Below are 24811 nucleotides of genomic sequence, written 5' to 3' on the forward strand. Positions count from 1 at the left end.
CAGCGACGACGACGCTCAACCCCGCCCAGGACCTCTACCCGCATCTACCGACCTTAAGGCTAGCCTTAAAGCTAGATCCTCGTCGGATACCTGCAACTCAACAAGGCGGCCCACCCCGGAGGAATACGGAGGCAATAATGAATTCGCCTTGCAAATGTTCCTTCAGCTTATCGGCCAGAACCCTCGGCAGCCAAAGCGTATCGAGCCCTACCACCTTGCCGTCTGCGACCAGTAAGCGCTCCAAGCGATAGAGCGACGCATGAGACGAAACGACGCCCTTGAGGAACACCTCGTCCGTAGGAGGCACGACTGAGATGCCCCCGCGCGGAATGGGCGCAACCGATGAACATGTTCCCGTTGAGGAGATATTCGACTTCCTCCGCTGCCATCTCCTTTCAGGTTCGACTATCTTTCAAGGGACGACAAATAGAGTCGTGATCACACCCACTTGCACTCCGACTCTCCGCGTCGCGATAGGATGCCTGCCGAGTGGCATCCAAATCGAGGCGGACGAGCCCGTTGATTGCGCCGAGCAAGATCGACGCGCGATTGCCGTTGGGCTCCAGACCACATCCGCGGATCGGTTACCCCCGTGGTCCGAAAGCTCATGCAGCTTCACAGGAACACGCCACACTCAAGGTGCACTTTACCACAATCGACGTTTTGGCTCGTGGAGCTCTTATGAGCACCAGCATATTTCATCAGACTCTGAGACACCTTGTTCGGGGGAAGGGAGAGAAGAGGGAGAGAGCGGTCGGAAGGAGCGCCCGCTTAAGGGCCCTTCCCAGGCTCCTGTTCCAGAATGGCGGCGAGTCCTTCAAGCCGCCCTCTTATGCCTCCCCAATTAGGCGCAAGTTGTCCGTGCTAATAGTAATGCCAAGCACGTCTCCGTGCTGCGGATGACGTCCAAAGGGAAAGCGCTCCTGCATTATGAGTTGCTCTCCATTGACATCAAGTACAACGCGTGTTGCGCCTCCCAGATACTGAGAATGGAGGACGCGCGCCTGCTGCCCTTGGCCAGGAGCGCCACCGGCCGACAACTTAAGTTGTTCCGGCCGGATCACCACTGTAGCAGGACCAGCACTCCAATTGCCCATGATGCGAAGGCCAGCAGTCGACGTAAAAGCGCCAGCATCGTCCACCGTCCCCTTCAGCAGCGAACACCAGCCGATGAACTTTGCGACGAATGGCGTGGCGGGCGTTTCGTAGATTTCGCCGGGCGTTCCAATCTGCTCAACCTTCCCGGCATTCATGACGACAATCCGATCTGACATTGTCAACGCCTCCTCTTGGTCGTGTGTTACGAACAAGGTGGTAACGTTGACGGACCTGACCACCTCCTGGAGTTCTTCCCGCATTCGAACTCGTAGCTGCGCGTCTAAATTCGAGAATGGTTCGTCGAGAAGGAGCACCGCCGGTTTAATTGCTAGTGCGCGAGCTAGTGCGACGCGTTGCTGTTGGCCCCCCGACAGCTGGCTTGGCAAGCGTTGAGCTAAATGAGCTAACTCGACAAGTTTGAGCATTTCGTCAACGCGCTTATCGCGCTTCTCACGCGGCCACCTCAGATTCTCCAGACCGAACGAGACGTTTCCAGCAACCGTCATATGCGGAAAAAGCGCGTAACTCTGGAACACCATGCCGGTATCGCGCCGATAAGGCGCTTGATGCGTCATATCGATGTTGTTAATGTGTATACTGCCAGAGGATGGCTCCACAAATCCCGCGACCATGCGAAGAGTCGTTGTTTTGCCGCACCCCGATGGGCCAAGCAGGCAGAGAAGTTCCCCTCGCCTAGCCTTGAGCGAAATGTCTGCCACCGCAGCCGTATCGCCGTAGAGCTTGGAAACAGAGCGCAATTCCACGACAAAGTCGTTGCTTTCGGACACGGCGTCTTCTTTTCCTTCCGACAAGGCGAGCATCTCTCCTCCGACTACACGACCCGTTCGGCGCCGATCAAGCGCTCGATCACCAGGATAATGACTAGTGTTATCACGATCATAAGGCTGGATACCGCGGCCACCAGTGGGTCATAGCTGGTGTCGACGTAGGTGAATATCTGTACTGGTAAGGTGACGTGGCCGCCGTAAGTCAAGAATGCGGAAACCGTGACGTTTCCGAATGATGTAACGAAGGCAAAGATTGCAGCCGACAAAAGGCCGGGCAGGATGAGAGGCAGAGTGATGCGCCGAATGACCTTCAAAGGCGAGGCGCGTAGATTCATCGCTGCCTCCTCGAGTACGCGATCGTGCAAGCTTAGACTCGCAAGGATGGTGCGCATCACGTAAGGGATGGCAAGTACCAGATGGCCTAGCAGCAAGGGATATATCGTTTGGGTGAGGTTCAACTTGGCGAAGAGCTGCAGCAGACCGATCCCGAGCACGACTGCCGGAATAATCAGGGGTGAGAAGGCGAGCGCTTGCAGGAACCCTTTGCCGAGAAATGCGAAACGATTAATTGCAAATGCGGCAGCAAAGCCGATGGCTAGTGCCATCGTGGAAACAAGCACGGCAATGTACGTGCTCGTCCAGAGCGCAGTCATAAACAATTCGTTCTGCCACACCTCTCGGTACCAGCGCATGGAAAAGCCGGTGGGCGGAAAATTCAACGAGTCACCGCTGGTAAATGAACAAACAATCACCAGAAGTGCTGGCAGCGCAAGCATCGCGTACACGATTGCGCGGACGGCCGCCCCGGAAGCCGCCATTGCGCGGTCAATAAGATCAACGCGCATAGCGCCCCCCTTTCCTAACCAGACGAGACGCAGCTAGGGCATTCAGCGTCGCTGTAACACCAAGTCCGCTCACGAGCAGGATGAACGCCATTGCCGCGCCGGAGGGCCAATTCAGTTCTGCCATGATGCGCTCATAGATGAGGCTACCGAGCATCGCGACGCGATTTCCGCCGATAAGCCGGGGCGTAATGAACGCCGAAATCGAGAGCACGAAAACGAGGTTAAAGCCGGCAAATATGCCCGGAAGCGCGAGCGGAATGACAACTTTGCGGAAGGTCGCGAATCGGTTGGCGCGTAGATTGGCGGCGGCGTGCTCAAGCACTGGATCTATTTGAGTGACCACACTCATGACGGACAAGATCATGAATGGAAGGAATTGTTGCACCAGGACAGTTATCACCGCTGGCCGGCTAAACAGAAGCTGCTTCGGCGAAGAAGCAATGCCGGAACTTAAGAGCAGTGCGTTGATCACTCCATTACGTCCAAGAATGATCAACCACCCAAATACAATGACCACAAGGCTAAGCGTTAGCGGCATGATGACGATAATGATGCGCCACCGCCTTGCCGGAGGCGAAAGCCGCGCAAGCGAGTACCCGGTGGGGAATCCAATTCCCAGGCAAATCAGGCTGACGATAATCCCGTCGACAAACGTTTCGAATAGCACCGAAGAGTAATAGGAGTCGGAAAAGAACCGGATATATTGCTTCAAACTAAAGCCGCTTCCATCGAGAAGGTGACTCTCAGACAGAAAACTGGCCCTCAGCAATCCGAACGTGGGCACGATCAAGAATAGCACGAGCAGCAGGATCATTGGGGCTAGCAGGAGCGCAGGGGTTAGGACCCGGCGACTGGCAAGAGGCTCCTCCATATGAAACCCTTCGGGATTGGTAACAACTCATTCATGACGCTACGGTATCGACGAACCCCGGAAACATCACAGCGATTCCAGCCAGCTAGCTTCGGATGATCTTGTTCAGCTCCTCGGTCCAAGCACTGCGGTTCGCTATAAGCTTCTCCCAATCAACTTTCTTTTTCAAAGCAATGCGTCCCTGCGAGTTGAACAACAGGTCCCGGCGAAGCTCTTCTGGCAGAGTAACGTCAGTTGTTACTCCGTACCGGAGCGCCCGAGGTACACCGAGGACGCCCTCATCGGACAACAACTGCTCGGCATAGGCGTATGCGGCTTCAGGGTATTTGTTACCCTTGACGACGTTGATGTAGGTGGTGACCGAGTAAACTCCCTTAGGCGGGACAACAGTGACAATGGGAAGGCCCTTGGTCCTTAGTTCGTGAGCGCGACCATCCCAGAATATGCCAGCATACACCTCTTCGTTTTGAAACATCTGGATCTCGGCGACATTTGTCTGCGCGAGTGCGACAATATTTGTCTTCGCGGCGCTCATTATCTTGAACGCAGGCTCTACGTTTTCGATCGATCCGCCATTTTCGTCGGCCAAGCCGAGAAGGGTCAGAAGGCTGCCGTATGTGGCGGGAGCCATAACAACCGCGCGCCCCACCAGATCAGGTCGCGCAATATCCGAATAGGAGGCAATCGGCGGCTTGATGTACTTTGAATTGTAGACTGGGATAACCGAAGCGACGCTGAATGGTACCCCGTAATGGCCGAATTCGCGAAAGTCCGGGAGAATACGTTTGACGTTCGGGACCTCCGACGCCCTGATCTCCTCGATCATGCCCGCCTTGGTGAGTTCGACCATGTTCGGGCTATCACCCATAAATAGGTCATAAGGCGGATTGTCTCTATTGGCGATCAGTTTGACAAAGTCGGCTGATGTCGTGCCGGCGATGAATTGAACCTTGAGCCCGTATCTCTCCTCAAGGGGCGCGGCCACACTCTTTTTGAGGGCTTCGTCGTAAAGCCCGCCATATCCGTTTACGCGCAACGTGATGCCGGAAAATTTCTTCGACTCAGCGTGGACGTAGGGCGCAGCTAGCGCCCCGGCTGTGGCCGTGGCAGCCACTTTCAGGAATGTTCGCCTCTTTATCATGTCCAACCTCTTCCGTTTCAGCTCAAGCGAAATCGACTGTTCCGGTCGCCCGTCCAAGGAGCGACACGTTCGGGGAGCCGCGGACGACCTCGAGTAGGTTGCAATTCCCGGGGCGCGTACGGCTGTCCGACGATCGCGCCGAACCTGGTCCCGCTCGTTCGCCGACCAGCACGTCTCCTCGCCACGACCGGCAAAGCGACGCGAGTTTCCTGGGCAGCTCGACCGAAAACACGCTGGTCAGACGATCGGCGGCAACTCTCTGGGCATCGTTTCGGCGACTGTGCAACCTTCCGCCCTCCGCCAATCTTAAACCGCACGCAATTCCCGCTCGTCACGGAATACTACGGACTTCCCGGACGAGTATTCAGCAATGACGAGCTTGTGGCGGCTGAAATCCTGCGTCTAACGGCCAGATACAGCGTCTTTACGTTATTGTAGGCGGCAACCGAGCCGTGATCCCATTCCGCACATCGTGCGATGGTCGTTTCGACCGTCGCTTCATCCGAAGCTCGATTTCGAAGAAGGTTGGAGTGTTCGTTTGATATCTGCCGGGTAGCCAGCATCGCTCTGTTTCAGATCGAGCGCCCTGGTCGTTCTCGCCCCCGCGAAGGCTTGCAACGCGGCGCAGGTTGCTGCGGAACGGCCCAATTGCGTGCTCTTGGACAGCAGCAATTGAGGGCTACCGTCGCCGGGTTTCAGAGATCACGCCAAATATCCCGGTCCCGGCCAGTCGAGTAGTGACAATAGGGTCCGGCCCAGCATAGCGTCACCGTGAGCGGAAGCGAAACGGTCGCGACTTCCGCAGAGTGATCCGGCGAAGCCGGCGTAGGCAGACCGTGATGCTCGGGTACGATCAGATCAGCCGAGAGTTTACCAAGACAACGCACTCAGCGCCAATTCCGCTTTGAGGCCCGACTGTATTGGTCTCACTAGTTCGTGCCGAGAGGTGCGACACACGCCCCGGCGGGAAAAGGCAGTATTCATAAGGGTATCCGTTTCGGCACCACGATCTGCTGGCTCATGATCGCGTTTTGCCCTGCAGTTCTTCGATGACCTATCGAGCTCGTCCGTTCGAAAGGACAACGTGATCAGGGAAAGAGACCTCTGGTTCGCTTTGCTCCTTGCACCACGTCAATTCCGATGGCCGTTGCTGCCATTCGATTCGAGATCCGATCGCGTTTCGCGCGCGTTATGGTTTGCTGGAACGAACGTTCGAGGATCCGGTACAGACGATCGAATACCTCCGCCTGCTCCCAGAACAGTCGCTGGAGGTCCTGCACCCATTCGAAATAGCTGACGATGACTCCCCCCGAATTGCAAAGGATATCTGGCAAAACGAAAATCTCGTCGCCTCGTGTGTGCAGGATTGCATCGGCCTCAGGCGTGGTTGGACCATTTGCTCCTTCGGCCAGAACTCGGCACTTGAGCTGTCCGGCATTCCGGCCCGTAATGACCTGCTCGATTGCAGCCGGTATGAGGACATCGCACTTCTGAACGAGCAACTCCGAGGGGGAAATGAGGCTCTGAGAGGAAAAGCCGGCAAGGTGGCCGTGCTCGGATGTATGGCCGTGTAGGGCGGCAAGGTCGAGACCGGCGGGATCAAAGTATGCGGCCGTGTGATCGCTAACGCCGATGATCTTTAGACCTCTTTCAGCCAGGGCATAGGCTGCTATCGCCCCAACGTTGCCAAACCCTTGCACAATGGCCGTTGCCCCATCGGCGCGAATGCCGAGAATTTCAAGCACGCGACCGACCAGATAGGCTACACCGCGTCCTGTTGCCTCGCGGCGACCGAGTGTACCTCCAGCCGATACGGGCTTTCCGGTGACGATCTCGTTGACGGTCTGCCCCTGATACATCGAATAGGTGTCCATAAACCACGCCATGACTTGCTCGTTAGTGCCCATATCCGGGGCCATGACATCGGTATGCGGACCGACGAAAGGGATCATCTCTTGCATATACCGTCGCGATAGAGCTTCCAGTTCGCGCGGCGACAACGCATAAGGATCAACGGTAATCCCCCCTTTTGCTCCGCCATAGGGAAGGCCCGCTAACGCGCATTTCCAACTCATCCAAACGGCTAGGGCGGCGACCTCGCCGATATCTACGGAGGGCGCGAATCGCGTGCCACCCTTGGTCGGCCCCAGCGTCAGGTGATGTTGGACCCGGTAGCCCTGAAAGACTTCTGTACGGCCATCGTCCCTGTGAATTGGGCAGGATACGGCGATTGCGCGCTTCGGATAGAGTAGTCGATCTCTGTCCATTTCCGGTATTTGCAGGTGATCGGCAACATGCTCGAATTGCTGCTTGGCCATTTCGAACACGGGACCGGTATAGATTGATCTGTTCATGGGCACTCATCAAGGCGGTTTTGGCGTGACGCCGATTGGATTCTCAGGTCGTTAGCCGCCCAAAAGGGAGGCCAGTACGTTCGCCGTGAGGATGGTGACAACGAACGTGTTGGAAGGTGTAAGATCGTGTCGTTTCCCGCAGGGCCGAGCTGCGGCCGCACGCAGCTTCAGAAGTCCTTCCAAGGGTGAGCGCCCTCACATGGCTGAAGCCGCAAAGCGCCTCAACTTTGTTTGTGGCGGGTAGCGGCGCGGACTATGAAGACGAGGACGGACCGACTCCTCATGTGCCAATGATTCGCAACATCGGGCGGCAGATCAGGCATGGGTGCCCTCGCGTGCGGCATGGGTAATCGCGCGCATTTCAACCGGAAGACGTCTTGCTTCGGCATTCGGTGCGACCGATCTCAGGTATGCAGCAAATCTAAAATGTATTTGACGGCAAGTTCCGTCGCCGGAATGATGAGCTCATCCGAGGCTCCGAAAGTCGGCGTATGTACGGGCGATCCGTTGGCCGCCGAGCGGCTACCGAACCAAAAATAGATCGAAGGTACGCACGCCGAATAGAACCCGAAATCGTCGCTACCTGTGACCTCCTTGCTCGCATTGAAGCCATCAGGGCCGGCCGTGTCATGAACGAGTTGGCGGAAGCGCCTCACCATCTCCGCATCGTTGACGACAGGGGGTTCACCCGAGCGGATGACGCACTCCGCTTGGCCACGGTGCATCGCCGCGGCGCCTTCGGCCACTTCCCGCACGCGCTGGCACAGCTGCCCCCTACGTTCTGGGCTGCGAGTTCTGATCGTCCCTTCCATAACGACGGAAGGGCAAATGATATTGGTTGCCTCGCCGCCGTGAATGGTACCGATTGTGACCACCGCCCCGTCATCGGGTGGCATTTCGCGCGAGACCACTTTTTGTACCTCGTTCACGAAGGCAGCGGCGATTGCGATCGCGTCGACGCCCTTATGGGGCGCCGCGCCATGGGCCATCTTACCCGTAATGGTAAGTCTGAACTGATCGGCCGACTTGGTTACAGCACCCTCGCGCGCGCCAAACTTGCCAGCGGGAATCTCGGGAGCGACGTGAAAGCCGACGGCGTGGTCGAAGCCTTCCAGCAGTTTCTCATCCTGCACAGTGCGCCCCCCCAGCGGCTCGGCCTCCTCGGCCGGCTGGAAGAAGACGCGCACTTTACCTGCGAAGTTGTCGCGCATTCGATGGAAGGCGAGTGCAGCCCCGAGCGCGATCGAGCCGTGCATGTCGTGGCCGCAGGCATGCATAACACCTTTGACCTGTGATTGATAAGAGAGGTCATCGCGCGTCTCCTGGATCGGCAGCGCGTCGATATCGCCGCGTACCGCGATCGAGCGCTTTAGGCCGGAGGCCGTGCCTTCAATATCGATGTAGAGGCCGGTCTTATGGAAAGTTTGGGTGTGGTTGAGACCAAATTGCTGGAGCACGCTCCGAATCCGCTCCTGCGTTTTCCATTCCGCGTTCGAGAGTTCAGGCTCACGATGCATCGCATGCCGTAATTCGATCACTGCATCGCGCTCGGAATCCGATAAAAAGCTGTTGGTGCGCGCTCTCATCCGTCTACTCTCTTATCCGCGCCTTCGGGCCCGTAAGTTCTCAGCAGAAAACTCTAGCGTGTTGCGGCGAAGGAAATCGACCAGTTTTAGCTCGGTCCCGCATGTTTCGGCCGATTTCCCTAGGTTTGACGTTGAATTTCGATAGGCAAGCTGCCGAACCGGCGGCTAGGCCCGATGCAACCCTTCCGGGCTCTCCATGAGAGATTCTCTCTGAGCGCGTACCGGCGACAACTCTTTTTGCGCGCAGCGCTTCTTGAGGTCACATCGATTGCAAGGCAAATGTGTAAAGGGCCGGCAATCTCGCAATAAGCAAAGCTTAACGCTTCCGCAAACACTGCAGGTATACCAAGGGGCGTATTTTCTACGGAGAGCGCGAGAGACTCTGACCTGCGATCTGTCTGGGATTGGCATCAGGGGCGAGCGTAGAGACTGTTCAAGGCAGCTACGGCCTCAAGGAACGGACGCCATCATCTGCCGGCAGAGACCAACGATATCGTAGACGGGCAGCCTCGCAATACGACGAATTGCCGGAGCAACGATCGGGAATGCAGCACATTCGAAAAGAATGACTGCGATTTGCGGGTGTGCGACGCGAAGTCGCGCGACGCAATTGGCCACATCCGCCTCGATGGCAGCCACGTCGGTTGGCGGCGCCGGACGCTTTAGCTCGTCGCGCCAAAACTTGCCGCCTTCAATGCCACCAATCACGACTCTTGCCCGATCGTTAGGGTCGTCGAGTCCAAGCAGGTCTTCGCTGCAAAATTTGGAGTCGTAGGTTAGAATAGCAAGCTTTGCCAGCGGCGGCAGCTGTCGAAGTAAAGCTGGCAGCAACAGCAGGCTAGACATCCCGACAGGAACATTTACCGAGGCCGCGACTGCGGCCTGGTGACGGATAGAGAAACCGCAAGTTGAACTGATCGCGACTGCACCCCGCTCCACCAGACGCCGCGCGGCGGCGATGAAAGCCGGCTCGAGCACCGGATCCCCGCGTACGACGTTCTCGACCCAAGCCCCCTCGACGGTTTCGTAGACGACCGGAAAGTCGAAGCTGGCGGGATTCAGCATCGAGCCACACGGCGGACTCGGTGGCGTCGCGCCGGGTGGCACCCCGCGCTCGAGCTTGAGAATTCCCAATGTGTGTGGAGTTTCTGCTGTCATGGCTCAAACTTAACCCGGTTCGGTCGCAAATTCCCACCTCAGAGTCCGGCCTTGCAGCCGAAATTCTGCGAAAACGCGTCGAGCGCGAACCTTGCCTGCGATTAGGGGGCCCGCCGTCCCGATCGAGCGGCCGTTGAAACGCTTGGCTTGTGGATCGGATCAAATTAATGAGGCTATCGGCGCAAGCGAGAGAACCAGCCCACCCCTCCCATCATGAGCCGAGATGGCCACCGCTCTTCGGGCGATTAGGACGCATCCAGATCGTGCCATTTTTAGTGGGCACGCGCTTTTTCGCCAGGACTTTCTTTCGCTCAGACTCTACTATTTCACATACCTCCAAGATGCTTACACCCGGTGGATCGATTGGTAGTAGCCACCAGCAGAGAGCATTAGCATCAAATTGCGCATTTTGGGCGAAACGAATTCTGCCGCGTATTGTCCTTCCAAGGCGGCGGATGTCGATCCAAATCGACATAAGACAACGAGCCTCCCGTTCCGAGTACCTGTCTCACCATACGGACGCTTCGCTGTGGCCAGATTCATGTGATCGATCTGGCGCGAAATTCGGGTCCATGCGAGCTATTTTCGTGCAAAGGCGCTGTCTTTCTCTTTCTGCGCCGTCGCATCAATCGCGGTCCGACAACCTCCGCATTGACAACTAGGCTGTTCGCGCTAACCAACGCCGCGACAATTCTACCCAGTATGTCGATCCCAACGAGAGTATCTCGTCATTGAAATCGTAACTGGTATTGTGAAGAGCGCAGGGACCCGGCCCGTGGCCCTCCTCACGGTGCTCCCCATCCCCGGCCCCCAGAAATGCGAAGGCGCCAGGGCGCGCCTGTAGCATATATGCGAAATCCTCCGAGCCCATTGTCGGTACAACGTCCGCATCCACTTTCGCCTCGTTAACAATCGATTTCATTACTTCCCCCGCAAAGCGTGTTTCAGCCGGCGTGTTCACCGTGGGCAGATAGCGTTTGATGATGAGCTCGGCCCCACATTCATGTGCCGCGGAAATATTTTGGACGATCGTCTGCATCCTGGACTCGATTAGATCCAATGTCTTCTCGTCGAACGCTCTTATGGTGCCGGCAAGTGTGGCTGTATCTGGGACGATGTTTCTCGCCTCGCCCCCATTGAACTGAGTGACAGATAGTACTGCTGCATCCATTGGATTCTTGTTGCGGGTGATGATGCCCTGGAGCGCCGTGACGATTAGTGAACCCGTTAAGATGGGATCCTTTCCATCATGCGGAAACGCAGCGTGCGCGCCGACGCCAATGATCCGAATGTCGAAGTTGGTGCATCCCGCCAAAATCGGACCAGGCCTAATGCCGAAGTTATTTACGGGCAGGCCTGGCCAATTATGCAAACCGAAGACTGCGTCGACCGGAAACTGTCTGAAGATACCCTCATCCACCATCACCTTCGCGCCCGACCCATTTTCCTCCGCTGGGGAGAAGATGAATACGATTGTGCCATCGAAATCTCGAGTACGTGCCAAATGCCGAGCAGCGCCCAACAACATCGCCATGTGCCCATCATGACCGCAGGCATGCATCTTTCCGGGATACTGCGACCGATGCGCGAACCCGTTGAGTTCCTGCATCGGCAGGGCATCCATGTCCGCGCGTAATCCAATCGAGCGTTTCCCGTCACCGACGCGCAGCACGCCAACCACACCCGTGCGACCGAGGCCACGGTGCACCTCGACGCCATATTCTTTCAATGTTTTGGCAATGAGATCCGACGTTTCGGTCTCCTCGAAAGCCAACTCCGGATGAGCATGGAACCAGCGTCGCAATGCCCTCGTCTCTCCCTCCGCGGCCTTTATCTCTGGGATGGTTCGCATTGTGAGGCTCCGGTGGACGTATCTGCGCTTGTCGCCTGACAGGCATTGTTTTCATTTACGACGTTCAACTTCGAGCAGCGGTCGGGGCGCGCGCTGAATTCGGCTGAGAAACAGCTCTGTTGACGGCGCCTGTAGCGAACTCATGGCTAAATGTAGCGAACGCCGAAAGACTGATTTGTGCGATAAATCGCATGCCGGCGCCCTAATCCAGCCTCAAGGCGCACCTCTTGGGCGGATTTCTGCCAAGCCGTGGCTCTCAGGCTCTTGCCGTACTGCGGCGATCATTACACTTCCGCTGAGAACAGCGAATGCAGCCATGTTTGGTTATGGGCAGCGGCAACTCGAGATTTTGTCCGCAGCTATTCTTCGATTCCTGACCACAACGCCACGACCAGACCGACGACTGTGTCTGCGGTCGAACGAGTGCCGGCTCGACGAGACAGGAGCGTTCACAGCATTTTGCCCGGGTTCATGATGCCAAGCGGATCGAGCATCGCCTTGAGCTGTCGCATCAGCTCGATCGCGGTCTTGTCCTTCACGTCGGGCAGCTCGTCGCGCTTGAGCACGCCGATGCCGTGCTCCGCCGAGATCGAGCCGCCCATGCGCAGCACGATGGCGAACACGACCGCGTTCATCTCGTGCCAGCGCGCCAGATAATCCGCGGTGTTGGCGCCGACGGGCTGGCTGACATTGTAGTGCAGATTGCCGTCGCCGAGATGGCCGAACGGCACCGGCCGCGCGCCGGGGATCAGTTTCACCACGGCTTCATTGGCCTCCCCGATGAAGGCCGACACGGTGGCCACCGGCACCGAGATGTCGTGCTTGATCGAGCCGCCCTCCGGCTTCTGTGCCGACGACATCTCATCGCGCAGCTTCCAGAAGCCGGCGCGCTGGGTCAGATTGGCCGCGATCACCGCGTCGTCGACGATCTCGTCCTCCATGGCGCGGCCGAGGATGGTTTCGAGCGGCGTGCGGGCGTCGTCGCCGGGGGACGACAATTCCATCAGCACGTACCAAGCATGCTTTTGCGCGAGCGGATCGCGCACGTCGATGCCGTGGCGGATCGAGAAATCGACCGCCATCTCCGAGAGCAGCTCGAAACTCGTCAGCGCATTGGCGGCCTCGCTTTGCGCGATTGCCAGCAGCTTCAGCGCGGCGTCCGGCGACTTCAGCCCGACGAAGGCGGTCTCGATCGACCGCGGCTTCGGAAACAGTTTTAGCGTCGCCGCGGTGATGATGCCGAGCGTGCCTTCGGCGCCGATGAAGAGGTTGTGCAGATTGTAGCCGGTGTTGTCCTTCTTCAGCTTGGAGAGCACGTTGAGCACGCGCCCGTCCGCCAGCACCACCTCGAGCCCCAGCGCCATCTCGCGCGCGACGCCATAGGCGAGCGCGGCCGTGCCGCCGGCATTGGTCGAGAGATTGCCGCCGATGGTGCAGCTCCCTTCCGCGCCGAGCGAGAGCGGAAACAGCCGGTCGACGTCCGCGGCCTTCTGCTGCGCGATCTGCAGCACCACGCCGGCCTCGCAGGTCATGGTGTTCGACGCAGTGTCGATCTCACGGATCTTGTCGAGCCGCCGCAGCGACACCACCACCTCGCCATTGTGCGGCGTCTGGCCGCCGACGAGCCCGGTGTTGCCGCCCTGCGGCACCAGCGCGATTCTGTGCGCGGAGGCGAGCTTGCAGATTGCGGCGACCTCCGCGGTCGAGCCGGGGCGCAGCACCAGCGGCGAGCGGCCGTGGAAAAGGTTGCGCTCCTCGGTGACATACGCCTCGATGTCGGCCGCGTCGGTGATGGCGTGCCTCTCGCCGACGATCTTGCGGAATTTCCCGATCAACTCGGGCAGAAGCGGCGCTGCGGGAGTCCTGCTGAGAGTCATGACCGTTACCTTCGTAAGCGGCGCCGACATTACAGCTGTCGGCAATGCAAATTGCGGAAAATGCAGCGCTCAAAAACAATGATTCAGCCGGCAAGTCGACCGCCTGTGCCACTGCACCGATAAAGTAGAGCACTGGGATCTTCTGGCCTGACTGTCTGCTCAGGCCACTCCGAGGCGCGCTCAATGCTGACGGACGAGCCTGCGGCGGCATCAGCATACGCTTCGCACACACAGCCACTGAAATCGGGCGGCTCAACAGTCGGGTTGCACCGCTTCTCCTTATCCCGCGTCCCTTAATAGCCGCGCCTCATGTCCACGGCGTTCCTCATCGGCTCGTTCTTCAGGAAGTGGCCAATGTTGTCGCCAAAGATAGAGAACACCCGCTCTGTATAGTTCGTTGGACTTCCCGCCACATGAGGCGTCGCAATCACGTTTGGCATATCCCATAGCGGGCTGTCCTGGGACAGCGGTTCGTGCTCGAAGACGTCGAGCATAGCTCCGGCGATTTCTCGCGTCTGAAGAGCCTTGATCAAGTCTGCCTCCACCACGACGTTACCTCGGGCGATGTTAACGAGAAAGGCATCACCTCGCATGCGCGCGAACTCCGCTGCGCCGATGAGCCCGATTGTGTCCGCGGTCGCGGGCACAGCCAGAACCACAAAGTCGCACAGCGGAAGCAACTCTGCGAGCCTGTCGGAGGCAAACAGGTGGTCGACACCCTCGACTGCTATGGAAATATCCCGTTTCGAGCCTACGACTGTCATTCCAGCGCTCTTGGCGCGACGCGCGATGGTCGCTCCGATGGAGCCCAGTCCGACTACTCCGAGCGTCTTCTCAGCTAGGGGCGCCACATAACGCGGGTTCCACTTTCGTTCGGCCTGCTCTTGTAAGAACCTCCGGAAATCCCAGTGCAGCATCGTTACGCCGGCCATCACAAAGTCCGTGATGATGTCACCGTGAATTCCGCGTGCATTGGTGACGGCGATGTGACCCGCTCGATCGCGAATGGGCAAGATGGAATCAACACCGGCGTTAGTGCATTGAAACCAGCGCAATTTCTTCGCCTTATTGAACAGCTCTACAGGGAAGCGAGACGCGAGCAGTGCATCTGCCTCACCTATGTAACGCTCCAGCCGTTCGGGATCGGGCGCGCTGATTGCGCGAACCTGCGGGAAACGCTCCCCGATGAGTCCTGCGTATGTTTCGGCAGCAGGATGGTTGAGGAGCACAGTAAGTGCTGGAACTTTATCGACCATATTGATCTCCGAAACGCGACAATTTTAGCCGGCTGCCGCACGTTTGTTGTCGCTTGTCACGCAGTGTTCAGGGTACTCGGGGGGCGACGCCACGCATTTCTAGTCGACCTCGCAAAGCGACGTCGACAAGCTACTCCTTCAGAACGCTTGCGTCGTTCGCGACCCAAGAGGCGACACACGCATCGCCGATCCCGGGCAGTGTTTCAGCTGAGACGTTGAGCACCTTCGACGTCAGCTGCAATCCATACTCCGTGCGAAATTCGACGATGGTCGCATCACCAATGAATGTCATGTCGACAATACGCCCCTGAACTCCACGTGGATTTCCGACGGCTTTGTCGAGGCGCAAATGTTCGGGTCGCACACAAAGCGTGGCATCCATATCCGCCTCGGGCCGACGCGCGGCAGCCAAGTCCTCACCGCCAGGCCCCTGAAGGACGCCGGACCTGAGCTTGACGGGGATGAGATTTACCTCACCCACAAAACTGGCAACAAACAAATCGGCGGGCCTGCGATATATATCCTGCGGTGCGGAAACCTGCCGTATCCGCCCCTCATGCATCACCGCTATCCGATCGGACATGGCAAGAGCCTCATCCTGATCATGGGTGACATAGATCATCGTCTTGCCGACTTCCTTATGCAAGGTCTTGATCTCGTTCCTGAGATGCTGGCGCAACTTTCTATCCAGCGCACCGAGAGGTTCGTCGAGAAGCAGGACAGGTGGTTCGAAAACCATTGCTCTGGCAATCGCCACTCTCTGCTGTTGACCGCCGGACATTTGGTGAGGGTATCGTGAGGCCAGGGCAGTGAGGTGCACCTGGTCAAGGACGCGATGCACGCGGGTTTCGATCTCCGCCTTAGGCATACGTCGCATCCGAAGCGGATATGCGACATTCTCGGCGACCGTCATGTGCGGGAACAGGGCATAGTTCTGGAAGATCACGCCGAGTTCGCGACGGTGGGGCGGCAGTCGCGTGATATCCTTGTCATCCAACAAGATCTGACCGCTGTCCGGCAACTCGAAACCAGCGATCATCATCAGAGTTGTCGTCTTTCCCGATCCGCTCGGGCCCAGCAATGAGACGAACTCTCCGGGCGATATCGTAAGGCTGACACTATCAACGGCTGTTGCGCGGCCGTACCGTTTGTGCAGGCTATGCAGCACAATCCCACCGGTCTTCACATCAGCGCTGGTCAACCCGGCTTTCATCAGCATTTGGGCTCCAATTGGTGCTCTGTTCGCCTGTTAGCGTGCTCTCGTACTTCAGACACTTTTTCTGCGCCGCAGCCAGGCACTCACGATGATGACAGCCGCGGCCAGCAACACCTGCAGAGTGGCCACCGCCGAAATGGTGGGATCGACGCCTTGCGAGATGCTTTGCCACATAAGCATAGGCAGAGTGGTGATCACTCCGATGCCCAGGAACAGCACGTACACGACATCATCGAAGGAGTGCAGAAAAGCAAAAAATGCGGCCACGATAAAGGCTGGCGTAATCAGTGGAATAGTGATCGTGCGGAATGTGGCCCCGGGCCCTGCGCCAAGGCTACGAGCCGCCCGCTCATACGCCGGGTTGAGGTCACGAAGATTAGCGACAATAAGGACCACTACGTAGGGGATCGAGTAGACGGCTTCCCCAAGCGCCAGCCCGAACTCGGTGCCCTGAAGGCCTACCCGAGCCAGCACGAAATAGGTGGCAATCGCCACCACGATGGTCGGCAGGATGATAGGGGAAAGCACGAGAGCAACCATTGCTCCGCGACCAGGTATGCGGCCGCGCGCAAGACCGAAAGCAAGCGTCGCGCCGAGTGCCATTGCCATGGAGGTCGCCATCAGTGCGACGCGTATGCTTGTAAATGTCGCATTTATCCAACCAGAATCGGAGATGTACGCTTGGTAGTTGTGGAGCGAATAACCAGGCGCGGGGAACTCGAAAAAGGCGGACGAACTGAACGAGAGATATGCCACGACCAGTATCGGTAGGAGAAGAAGCGTTCCTAGGAGGGACGAAACGATGGATACGCCATAGCCGCCCAGAGAGGGCAGCCAGCGGTCGAGAACGTTAGCCGCAGACCCAAGATGCATCAGCCACTGCTTTCGCGTGCGGGGACTGGCAACGGCATCTTGACCGGTTTTCTCGTCGGACAATCCCAAAAGCTTATTGATTGGAAAGAAGCGGGATCCAATCCACAGCGTCGCCAGCACCGAGACCAGAAGTACGATGGACAGCGCGGATCCGGAGCCCCAGTTAAGATGATCAACCACCTCGCTATAGATCTGCATCGTGATCGTGAAATCGGACAAGCTGCCGAGCAGTGCCGGCGTGATGTAAAAGCCAAGGCAGTTGACAAACACGAGCAGCACTGCGGCCATGACGCCCGGCAAGCTGAGCGGCAGGAACACCGTCAGAAACGCCGCAATCGGGCTCGCACCGTTGGCTCTGGCGGCACGCAGCAGCTTTTCATCAATGCTCGACATGACGGTGTACATAGGAAGGATCATGAGCGGCAAAACTATCTGGGTCATGCCAATGATCACGCTTGCGCGGTTGTAGAGCATTGAAATCGGCTGCGAGATGAGGCCTAATTTGAGCAGGAGATCATTGATAATCCCGCCGCGCCCCAGGAGAACGATCCACGCGAAGGTGCGCACCAATACGCTGGTGAAGTACGGCAACACAACCGCGATGAGAAGGAATGTGCGCAAGCTCGATGATTTGCTCGTCGTCAACGAGTAGGCCATGGGATAGCCAAGCACCAAGGCGAGCGCGGTGACTGATGCGCTTATCTGCAACGTAGTGCGCAATACGGCCAGGTAGACCGGATCCCCACCGATTCTTACAAAGCGCGCGAACGTCCAATTGGGCATTCCGAGGGAAAGCATCAGGAGCCCGGCGAGCGGCACGAGAAAGAGCAGCGCAAGGAAGATACCGCCCGGCAGCAGGAGCCAAGCCCATGGCGTGGGTCCGACCGAGTGCGCGACCGCCGACGACTCTGACGGGACGTTGCCTGTCGGCAGGATCACTGTACGCGCCATGCCAGCCACCGGTCTCCGATGTGCTCGAGATTGGTTTTGCCGTCGGGACGCTTGGCCGCAAGCCAAGCAGAGTCCTCGTGGATCACCTTGGAGGAATTTTCAGGATTGATGCTGAGCAAGGGGACCTGATCAGAAGGCAGATGGTCGAGCTGATTTATGTTCGGGCCGGGATACCCCGTTCCTATGGTGAACTCGGCAGCAACTGCCGCTCGATTTACGAATGCAATCAGCTTCTGCGCGTTTTCGCTGTTCGGGCCACCCTTCAGAACTGTCCAATAGGTGTAGTTCACGTATGCCCCGTCCCAAATCATCTGAATAGGGGCACCCTGACGAATTGCGCTGATCGCGCGGCCGTCGAAGCAACTCGATATTGCGATCTCCCTATTGAGAAGCAATTGAGGCGCCTCGCTCCCCGCACTCCACCATTTGCTGATGTGCGGCCTGATTTCGTCGAACTTCTTAAGGGCCCTGTCGATCTTGTCGTCCGTGAGCGGCCAGATGTCAGATTTCGGCACCCCATCGGCCAGCAACGCGAACACGATGTTGTTTTTTGCATTTGCCGGCAACTGAGTGAGACCGCGGGGGCCAGGAAACGCCTTGACGTTCCAGAAATCGCCCCAGCTTTTTGGACCATTGTTTCCAAGTGCGCGCTTATCATAGGCCAACGTCATGGCCGATGCGATCACTGGGACTGCGCTTTTGAGACGAACCGATTCCTCAGTCCCCTTTATGGATTCAGCGTCCCAAAGGCTATAATTGATCGGGACGAACATGCCCGCTTCGTCCATCGATGGAAGGGTCGACGCCTGTATGAAGGCCGTATCCCAATCAACACGGCCGGCTTGGTTCATCGCCTTAACCTGAGGCTCGGCGACATCGGCAACGACGTCGACCACCTTGATGCCGGTTGCTTCGGTAAAAGGCTCGTAGACGTTTTTCCGAATGCCTTTAGTAAACAGACCGCCCCAGGAGAACGCGATGACTTGACCACTACCGGCAAGCTTGTCCTGCGCAAAGGCAACTGTCGATCGCGCGAGCGCGGGAATAGCCATTGCGGCGGCGGCAGCACGAAGCATGCTCCGGCGGCTAAAGCCGGACGGTTGATGTTTGAATAAGTCGCTCATAGCTTCCCCTTCCTGGTCTCGTTCCGTGAACGCCGCGACAAGGCAACAGTCCGGCCGAGGAGTGAACCTAACCTCGATCGAAGTGGGCTCCGAAAGCGCTTGCCTAGCCCGACTAGGGCAAATAACGTCGGGAACACACGTGTTAGTTGAACAAACTGTAAGGTAGTGGTCGATTTGCGAAGGATGCCCATTGCCTACGTCCACCGATGCAGCATATGCAAAAGTTCTGCTCAGAATAGGGGAAGGTTGCCACGAGAACCGGCGATGAAACACTCCTCCAAGCCTAAATACTGCACGAACAAGCCGAACCGCGATGTTTTCATGCGGATTTCGTGCCGCGTGAAGCAATCAAAGGCGTCCGCATCGGAAGGGAGCCGCGAAGTTGAAAAGGGCTGCCACGCGACCGAAAGGGATGCGGCAAGCGGATCACGTTGCGAAGTAAACGAGCTCTGTGATTCGCTGCGCGCCTTCGGCTGGTGCCCTTGTCTGGGGGCCTGTCGGTACGCTTTCCCAATTAGTGACCAAGAACGTGTGAACTGATCTGCGGCAGATCGTTTGGTTGTGCTGGCAGAGCTGCACTGAAGGCGAGCTTCTGGTTTAACCAACCGAAGATGCAATCGTCGGAAGTCACGAAGTTTTCGATGCATCCACCTGAGCTTTTAATCATCCGGGCCATGGTCAGATCCAGATCAATGCGCTCCTCAATACATTCGATCTGTAGTTTCATCGCTTCCGAGACGCTAACAGCGCCCCGCCCTCCCGTGACTACGAGAACTGGGCATCTCAATCGTCGGATCAATTGCGTACGCCGTGCCGTGACGCTCCCCTCCTCCCGCGCGTCTGCAGCTCTAGTCATCCAGGCGACAGACGCCTGCATGCGTGCCCAATTCCAAAGGCCGCCATCGCAAACCGCCGCAACTAGGCGGCGGTCAGAGGCCGCGAAGTCAGTAGCCAAAGCAGCCGAAAGTCCCTCTCCATAGACGCCGATCCGAGCGGCGTCGACGTCTGGGCGTCCAGAGAGGTAGTCCAAGCAGGATGACAACAAGGTTTGCGAAAGGCCCCGCGCGGGATGGGAGACATCTCGGTGAGATAGGACCAGGAGCGACATGCCTCGATCGGTCACCGCGGGCAGAAGTCTTGCAAGCAACGTGGCTTCTGATTCATCTTCCATGCTGATGCAAATGACCGCGGGTGCAGGTAGGGCATGATTGCCCGCAGGAACATAATAGGCCAGAAGTTCGGTATAGCCCCAGCTTTCGATTGTTACTCGCTCGACTTTCGCCAGGGCCACTTCAAGGCATTGAATTCCAGCCTCAATCCTCGCTGTCACTTCTCCGCATTGAGGCTCGTTCTCATGAAGCAGTCGCCTGGCCACCTCAAATGCTGTTAGCGCACAAAGTCGCGCCTCCGCCGCTTCGTTGCTGTCGCCTTGGCTTGCCTTCAAATCACCGATGATACATTGTTCATCGCCGAGTGTTGTCCACTTGGTAATCCAGCTCTGGCGAGTTGTAGATCCCTGGTCTTGCGCTCCAGTTACGCTGTCTAGAAAGGCTGCGGCACGTCGCCTTACTGACGAAAGATCCGCCCCTTTATGACAGCGAGTGATGTACTCCATGCAATCGATCCCCCTCGGAGCTGGGCCCCACTCGCGCGAGGTTCGTCAGCCATTTAATTCCACATGGAGAGGACAGGAGCCGCAGCAACTGCATTGGCAAAGAAGTCAACTTTGGCTTCTGCTCATCCTAATTTTAAAAACATTACGGGACGACTAAAGTCGAAGTTCCGCGATCTAGCCCTCTGCAAACTCGAAATTCTGCGCCTGATAGCGATAACCTGCATATTTTCGCAGGGTGCTTTCGCCGAGTGGCGCCGGCTGAGTTTGAGAGCTTACCGATATGCGGTAGCGAGGGGGACGAGCTTCGTCTTGACCGCCAACCGCGCGAGTGCCTCAGCAAGAACAACACTGATGGCACAACGCGCATGGCTATGTGACGCTGGCCGACCTGCCTGTCCAAGAACGAACAGACAGCGAGGCTCCACATAGGAGCACATTTTCTAGTTGCGAGCCGGCTTACTTCGCGAGCTCATCCATCACTTGCTTGGTAGCCTTGTAAGCCAGATCAACGATCTCATCGATTTCAGCTTCAGATACCACCAGAGGAGGAGCAAATCCAAGGATGTCTCCGTGTGGCATAGCTCGTGCAATGAGCCCTCGATCGCGAGCAGCCTTGGAGATCCGCGCTCCCACCTTGAGTTCTGGATCAAATCGGCGCTTTGTCTGACGGTCGGCAACAAACTCTACCGCGCCGAGCAAGCCTACACCGCGAACTTCGCCTACGATCTCCAACTGTGCAAATTTTTCCTTGAGCCGCTTCTGGAAATGCGCGCCGACGGTCTTGGCGCGGTCGCTGAGACGCTCCCGCTCGACGATATCAAGGACCGCATTGGCAGCAGCCGCCGCAATGGGATGGCCGGAATAGGTGTAGCCGTGAGAAAATGCTCCGACCCGATCCGCCGCCTCTTCCATGACGGCATATACTTTCTCGCCGATAATGGCAGCCGAGAGCGGGACGTAGCCGGACGTCAGGCCTTTTGCGACCGTGACCAGATCCGGTTCCATCTCGTAAAGCGTGCTGCCGAAATCAGCGCCGGTTCGACCGAAACCGCAAATAACCTCATCTGCGATCAGAAGAACATCATAGCGCCTAAGCACGGACTGAACCTCGCGCCAGTAGCCGGCGGGCGGGGGCGTGATCCCGCCCGTACCAAGCACGGGCTCGGCAATAAACGCGCCGATCGTTTCTGGACCTTCCCTAACGATTAGCTCTTCAAGCTCCGCCGCCCGCCGACGAGAAAACGACTCTTCCGGCTCGCCCGGCTCGGCTCCCCAGTAGTGGTGCGGCGCGCCCGTATGCACAATACCCGGAAAGGGAAGATCCATATGATCGTGGTAAAACGACATGCCGGTCATTGAGCCAGAGATAACTGAGCAACCGTGATAGCCCCGCTCGCGTGAGATGATCTTTTTCTTCTTAGGCTGGCCACGAAGGTTGTTGTAATACCAGACAAGCTTCGCCTGGGTTTCGTTCGCATCCGATCCCGACAGACCGTAGAATACCTTGCTGGGCTTACCGGGGGCCATTCGCACGAGACGGTGCGACAAAGTGGCGAGCTCCTCGGTGGTGTGCGCCGCATACGTATGGTAGTAGGCGAGTTGGTAAGCCTGTCGCGCAATGGCTTCAGCCACTTCGGTCCGGCCGTATCCGATGTTTACGCAGTAGAGTCCCGCAAAGCCGTCGATATAACTGTGTCCCTGCGCATCTTCGATGCGGATACCTTTTCCTCCAGTGACGATCGTCGGATCACCGATCTTACCGGTGGCGAAGTCTTTGAGCTGAGTGAAAGGATGGAGAACAGTCGAGCGATCTTGTTCAGCGATAGTCTTTATCTTGTTCATTCATTTCCTCCTAAGCCGCCAAGTCGCCGAAGCACACGTACTTCAGTTCCATGTATTCCGATAGACCGTGCCGAGAGCCTTCGCGTCCCAGTCCTGACTGCTTCCATCCACCGAACGGAATGGGCGGACCTGTAAAGGAAGCAGTGTTGATACCGAGCATGCCGCACTCCATTCTCTCAGAGAGCCGGAGCGCTCGACGCAGGTTGTCGGTGTACACGTACCCGGCCAAGCCCATTTCGCTCGAATTGGCTCGAGTGATGGCCTCTTCTTCCGAGTCGAAAGCTAATACCGCAGCTACCGGCCCAAACGTTTCTTCACGCGCGATGAGCATGTCGTCGGTGACTTGAGTGAGCAGAGTCGGAAGAACGAAGTTCGGGCCCAAACTGTCATCTTTCTTCGCGGTGATGACTTGCGCGCCCTTTCCGACCGCATCGACGATTTGCGCCCGGCACTTCTCGGCTACCGAAAGCTTCGTCATTGGCCCGATATCGGTACCAGGATTCAAGCCGTGGCCGACCTTGAGCTTAGCCATTGCCGCACTAAGCGTTTCCACGAACGGATCGTGGATACCCCTTTGAACGTAAATGCGATTTGCCGCGAGACAGTCTTGACCCGAAGTCGCGAACTTCGCCGCCATCACACCTTTCACGGCCTTCTCGAGGTCAACGTCATCAAAGATCAGGAAGGGAGCATGTCCTCCGAGCTCGAGCGAGACTTTCTTGATGGTCTGGGCCGAACCCTCCAGAAGCAAGCGGCCGACCTGAGTAGACCCCGTAAACGAGAGGGCTCGTATTCTGGTGTCGCGCAACAGAGGCGTTGATAGTTCGATGGGCTCGCCCACCAGCGTTTGAAACACGCCGACGGGAAGGCCGGCCTCTTCCGCCAATCTGGCCAGGGCAATAGCGGACAGCGGCGTCTCCGGCGCGGGCTTCACGATGATCGGACAGCCTGCCGCAAGAGCGGCGCCCGCCTTCCGTGTGATCATCGCGATGGGGAAGTTCCACGGAGTTACCGCTGCCGCGATCCCGATCGGCTGCATCCGCACCTGAAGCAGACTGTCAGCCTTATGACTCGGAATCGTCTCTCCGTATGCACGATCCCCTTCTGCGGCGAACCACTCGAGGAATGCAGCACCGTACTCAACCTCGTAACGCGCTTCCGCCAGCGGCTTGCCCTGCTCGCTTGCCACCAACGTGGCAAGGTCTTCTGAATGGTCGCGCATCAATGACGCCCAACCTCTGAGAATAGCTCCGCGCTTTGCCGGCAATAAGCTTCGCCAAGCCGGAAAGGCTCGCTCAGCCGCGTCAATTGCGAGCGTCATGTCCGCGCTACTGCAACGAGCAACGTCCGCAATAACCTCGCCCGTGGCGGGATCCATCACGACGTCTCTTTGGTTGCCCGTAATCCAGCGACCATCAACGAGCGCGGCCCCCGCAACAAAGTCGCGGCGACGCAGCCTCCGAAGGCATGTTGCAGCGATCCCGACCATCTGCGGATGAATGGTCCGGGCAGCTTGAAAGGCCATCTGTAAAGTCCTACGCGGTCGCTTGTTGAAATCCACCAAGCATTCAGGATACTAATGTTACCAACCGATTTGCATCGCATTTTGCCGGGGATCGTTGTGTTTCCTGCACCGCCGCGGCATTCTGCGACGAAATTCACCCGGAGCCGCGATAATGCAATACGACAGAACGGACGCCCGCATCCTTGAGATCGTCCAAAAAAATAACCGTCTGACTTCAGAGGTGATCGGCGAAATGGCTGGTCTTTCTGCTACCGCGTGTCAACGACGACTGAAGAGACTTCGTTCGGAAGGTGTCATCGAGGCCGACGTGTCGATCGTTTCGGCGAAAGCGGTGGGAAGGCCCATACAGATGCTGGTTATGGTGACTTTAGAACGTGAGCGCTCGGACATCATCGACAAGTTCAAGAAGGCCATCAAAGGCTCGGCTGAAGTCGTCAATGGATTTTACATCACTGGCGACGCCGATTTCGTCCTATACGTCACCTCGCGCACGATGGAAGATTACGAGCAATTCACCCGCCGCTTCTTCTATGAGAACTCGGATATCAAAGGGTTTAAGACGATGGTGGTGATAGACCGCGTGAAGTCGGGTTTTGCGATTCCTGTGGAAATTCCCGACGAGGAGTGACAGGACAAGCTCTGGTGCCTCTCGACCATCACCAACATCTGCGCTCGTTCCCTTCGTTCACTCGCATAGAACGCGACAAATTTCGCATTCTCATTCCACCACTCTTGTTGACTATCATTGTTTGGAGCTCCAACAAAACTCAAAGCCGCGAGCCGCTTCGCTGACGTTCGCCTGCGACCTTCCTGGCCGCTCTGTGATTGACGTGCTATGG

At 57.5% G+C, this 24811-nt stretch carries 18 protein-coding genes; 1 reads left to right on the plus strand and 17 read right to left on the minus strand.

From position 1 onward, the window contains the following. Positions 1 to 97: 97 nt before the first annotated feature. From GWG67_RS39125 to GWG67_RS30180, 17 genes are all read right to left on the minus strand, one after another. Positions 98 to 307, minus strand: a complete 210-nt coding sequence (locus tag GWG67_RS39125) for a UTRA domain-containing protein (RefSeq protein ID WP_369335505.1) — start codon at positions 305 to 307, stop codon at positions 98 to 100. A 523-nt stretch (positions 308 to 830) separates the two neighbouring features. Beyond that, positions 831 to 1919, minus strand: coding sequence for an ABC transporter ATP-binding protein (locus tag GWG67_RS30105; RefSeq protein WP_275172953.1), 1089 nt, complete (start codon positions 1917 to 1919; stop codon positions 831 to 833). An 11-nt stretch (positions 1920 to 1930) separates the two neighbouring features. Beyond that, a complete protein-coding gene (locus GWG67_RS30110) occupies positions 1931 to 2731 on the minus strand; it encodes an ABC transporter permease (protein ID WP_275172955.1) in 801 nt (266 codons plus the stop codon). Continuing rightward, positions 2721 to 3545: an ABC transporter permease gene (locus GWG67_RS30115; RefSeq protein WP_275172956.1), complete on the minus strand. Its 825-nt coding sequence runs from the start codon at positions 3543 to 3545 to the stop codon at positions 2721 to 2723. The genes GWG67_RS30110 and GWG67_RS30115 overlap by 11 nt, the downstream gene beginning before the upstream one ends. A gap of 142 nt (positions 3546 to 3687) precedes the next feature. After that, positions 3688 to 4743, minus strand: coding sequence for an extracellular solute-binding protein (locus GWG67_RS30120; RefSeq protein WP_275172957.1), 1056 nt, complete (start codon positions 4741 to 4743; stop codon positions 3688 to 3690). Positions 4744 to 5831: 1088 nt separating this feature from the next. Continuing rightward, entirely contained in the window at positions 5832 to 7097 is a 1266-nt protein-coding gene (locus GWG67_RS30125) for a Glu/Leu/Phe/Val dehydrogenase (protein ID WP_275172958.1), read from the minus strand. A 404-nt stretch (positions 7098 to 7501) separates the two neighbouring features. Next, positions 7502 to 8683: a M20 family metallopeptidase gene (locus tag GWG67_RS30130; RefSeq protein WP_275172959.1), complete on the minus strand. Its 1182-nt coding sequence runs from the start codon at positions 8681 to 8683 to the stop codon at positions 7502 to 7504. A gap of 450 nt (positions 8684 to 9133) precedes the next feature. After that, complete coding sequence (locus tag GWG67_RS30135; RefSeq protein ID WP_275172960.1) at positions 9134 to 9841, minus strand: hypothetical protein; 708 nt, start codon at positions 9839 to 9841, stop codon at positions 9134 to 9136. Positions 9842 to 10499: 658 nt separating this feature from the next. Then, complete coding sequence (locus GWG67_RS30140) at positions 10500 to 11693, minus strand: M20 aminoacylase family protein (RefSeq protein WP_275172962.1); 1194 nt, start codon at positions 11691 to 11693, stop codon at positions 10500 to 10502. A gap of 449 nt (positions 11694 to 12142) precedes the next feature. Then, complete coding sequence (locus GWG67_RS30145; protein WP_275172964.1) at positions 12143 to 13570, minus strand: FAD-binding oxidoreductase; 1428 nt, start codon at positions 13568 to 13570, stop codon at positions 12143 to 12145. Positions 13571 to 13863: 293 nt separating this feature from the next. After that, positions 13864 to 14826 carry a D-2-hydroxyacid dehydrogenase gene (locus GWG67_RS30150; protein WP_275172965.1) on the minus strand — a complete coding sequence of 321 codons (963 nt, stop codon included), beginning with the start codon at positions 14824 to 14826 and terminating at the stop codon, positions 13864 to 13866. Positions 14827 to 14956: 130 nt separating this feature from the next. Then, positions 14957 to 16045 (minus strand): ABC transporter ATP-binding protein, encoded by a 1089-nt coding sequence (locus GWG67_RS30155; RefSeq protein WP_275172966.1) that lies wholly within the window; start codon positions 16043 to 16045, stop codon positions 14957 to 14959. A 48-nt stretch (positions 16046 to 16093) separates the two neighbouring features. Further along, positions 16094 to 17866 carry an ABC transporter permease subunit gene (locus GWG67_RS30160; protein WP_275172968.1) on the minus strand — a complete coding sequence of 591 codons (1773 nt, stop codon included), beginning with the start codon at positions 17864 to 17866 and terminating at the stop codon, positions 16094 to 16096. Further along, positions 17851 to 18990: an ABC transporter substrate-binding protein gene (locus GWG67_RS30165; protein ID WP_275172969.1), complete on the minus strand. Its 1140-nt coding sequence runs from the start codon at positions 18988 to 18990 to the stop codon at positions 17851 to 17853. Before GWG67_RS30165 ends, GWG67_RS30160 begins: the two co-directional genes overlap by 16 nt. A gap of 514 nt (positions 18991 to 19504) precedes the next feature. After that, positions 19505 to 20605: a S9 family peptidase gene (locus GWG67_RS30170; protein ID WP_275172970.1), complete on the minus strand. Its 1101-nt coding sequence runs from the start codon at positions 20603 to 20605 to the stop codon at positions 19505 to 19507. A gap of 456 nt (positions 20606 to 21061) precedes the next feature. Then, positions 21062 to 22447 carry an aminotransferase gene (locus GWG67_RS30175; protein WP_275172972.1) on the minus strand — a complete coding sequence of 462 codons (1386 nt, stop codon included), beginning with the start codon at positions 22445 to 22447 and terminating at the stop codon, positions 21062 to 21064. A 10-nt stretch (positions 22448 to 22457) separates the two neighbouring features. Continuing rightward, positions 22458 to 23936: an NAD-dependent succinate-semialdehyde dehydrogenase gene (locus GWG67_RS30180; protein ID WP_275173142.1), complete on the minus strand. Its 1479-nt coding sequence runs from the start codon at positions 23934 to 23936 to the stop codon at positions 22458 to 22460. A 187-nt stretch (positions 23937 to 24123) separates the two neighbouring features. On the opposite strand from GWG67_RS30180, the gene GWG67_RS30185 reads away from it, so the two are divergent. Beyond that, positions 24124 to 24600 carry an Lrp/AsnC family transcriptional regulator gene (locus GWG67_RS30185; RefSeq protein WP_275172973.1) on the plus strand — a complete coding sequence of 159 codons (477 nt, stop codon included), beginning with the start codon at positions 24124 to 24126 and terminating at the stop codon, positions 24598 to 24600. Positions 24601 to 24811 lie beyond the last annotated feature (211 nt).

Origin of the sequence: Bradyrhizobium sp. CSS354, assembly GCF_029051725.1 — a bacterium.
GTDB lineage: Bacteria > Pseudomonadota > Alphaproteobacteria > Rhizobiales > Xanthobacteraceae > Bradyrhizobium.

Coding starts and splice junctions, on each gene's coding strand:
- GWG67_RS30105 (WP_275172953.1), bottom strand. CDS start 1,919: ATGCTCGCCTTGTCGGAAGGAAAAGAAGACGCCGTGTCCGAAAGCAAC.
- GWG67_RS30110 (WP_275172955.1), bottom strand. CDS start 2,731: ATGCGCGTTGATCTTATTGACCGCGCAATGGCGGCTTCCGGGGCGGCC.
- GWG67_RS30115 (WP_275172956.1), bottom strand. CDS start 3,545: ATGATCCTGCTGCTCGTGCTATTCTTGATCGTGCCCACGTTCGGATTG.
- GWG67_RS30120 (WP_275172957.1), bottom strand. CDS start 4,743: ATGATAAAGAGGCGAACATTCCTGAAAGTGGCTGCCACGGCCACAGCC.
- GWG67_RS30125 (WP_275172958.1), bottom strand. CDS start 7,097: ATGAACAGATCAATCTATACCGGTCCCGTGTTCGAAATGGCCAAGCAG.
- GWG67_RS30130 (WP_275172959.1), bottom strand. CDS start 8,683: ATGAGAGCGCGCACCAACAGCTTTTTATCGGATTCCGAGCGCGATGCA.
- GWG67_RS30135 (WP_275172960.1), bottom strand. CDS start 9,841: ATGACAGCAGAAACTCCACACACATTGGGAATTCTCAAGCTCGAGCGC.
- GWG67_RS30140 (WP_275172962.1), bottom strand. CDS start 11,693: ATGCGAACCATCCCAGAGATAAAGGCCGCGGAGGGAGAGACGAGGGCA.
- GWG67_RS30145 (WP_275172964.1), bottom strand. CDS start 13,570: ATGACTCTCAGCAGGACTCCCGCAGCGCCGCTTCTGCCCGAGTTGATC.
- GWG67_RS30150 (WP_275172965.1), bottom strand. CDS start 14,826: ATGGTCGATAAAGTTCCAGCACTTACTGTGCTCCTCAACCATCCTGCT.
- GWG67_RS30155 (WP_275172966.1), bottom strand. CDS start 16,045: ATGCTGATGAAAGCCGGGTTGACCAGCGCTGATGTGAAGACCGGTGGG.
- GWG67_RS30160 (WP_275172968.1), bottom strand. CDS start 17,866: ATGGCGCGTACAGTGATCCTGCCGACAGGCAACGTCCCGTCAGAGTCG.
- GWG67_RS30165 (WP_275172969.1), bottom strand. CDS start 18,990: ATGAGCGACTTATTCAAACATCAACCGTCCGGCTTTAGCCGCCGGAGC.
- GWG67_RS30170 (WP_275172970.1), bottom strand. CDS start 20,605: ATGGAGTACATCACTCGCTGTCATAAAGGGGCGGATCTTTCGTCAGTA.
- GWG67_RS30175 (WP_275172972.1), bottom strand. CDS start 22,447: ATGAACAAGATAAAGACTATCGCTGAACAAGATCGCTCGACTGTTCTC.
- GWG67_RS30180 (WP_275173142.1), bottom strand. CDS start 23,936: ATGGTCGGGATCGCTGCAACATGCCTTCGGAGGCTGCGTCGCCGCGAC.
- GWG67_RS30185 (WP_275172973.1), top strand. CDS start 24,124: ATGCAATACGACAGAACGGACGCCCGCATCCTTGAGATCGTCCAAAAA.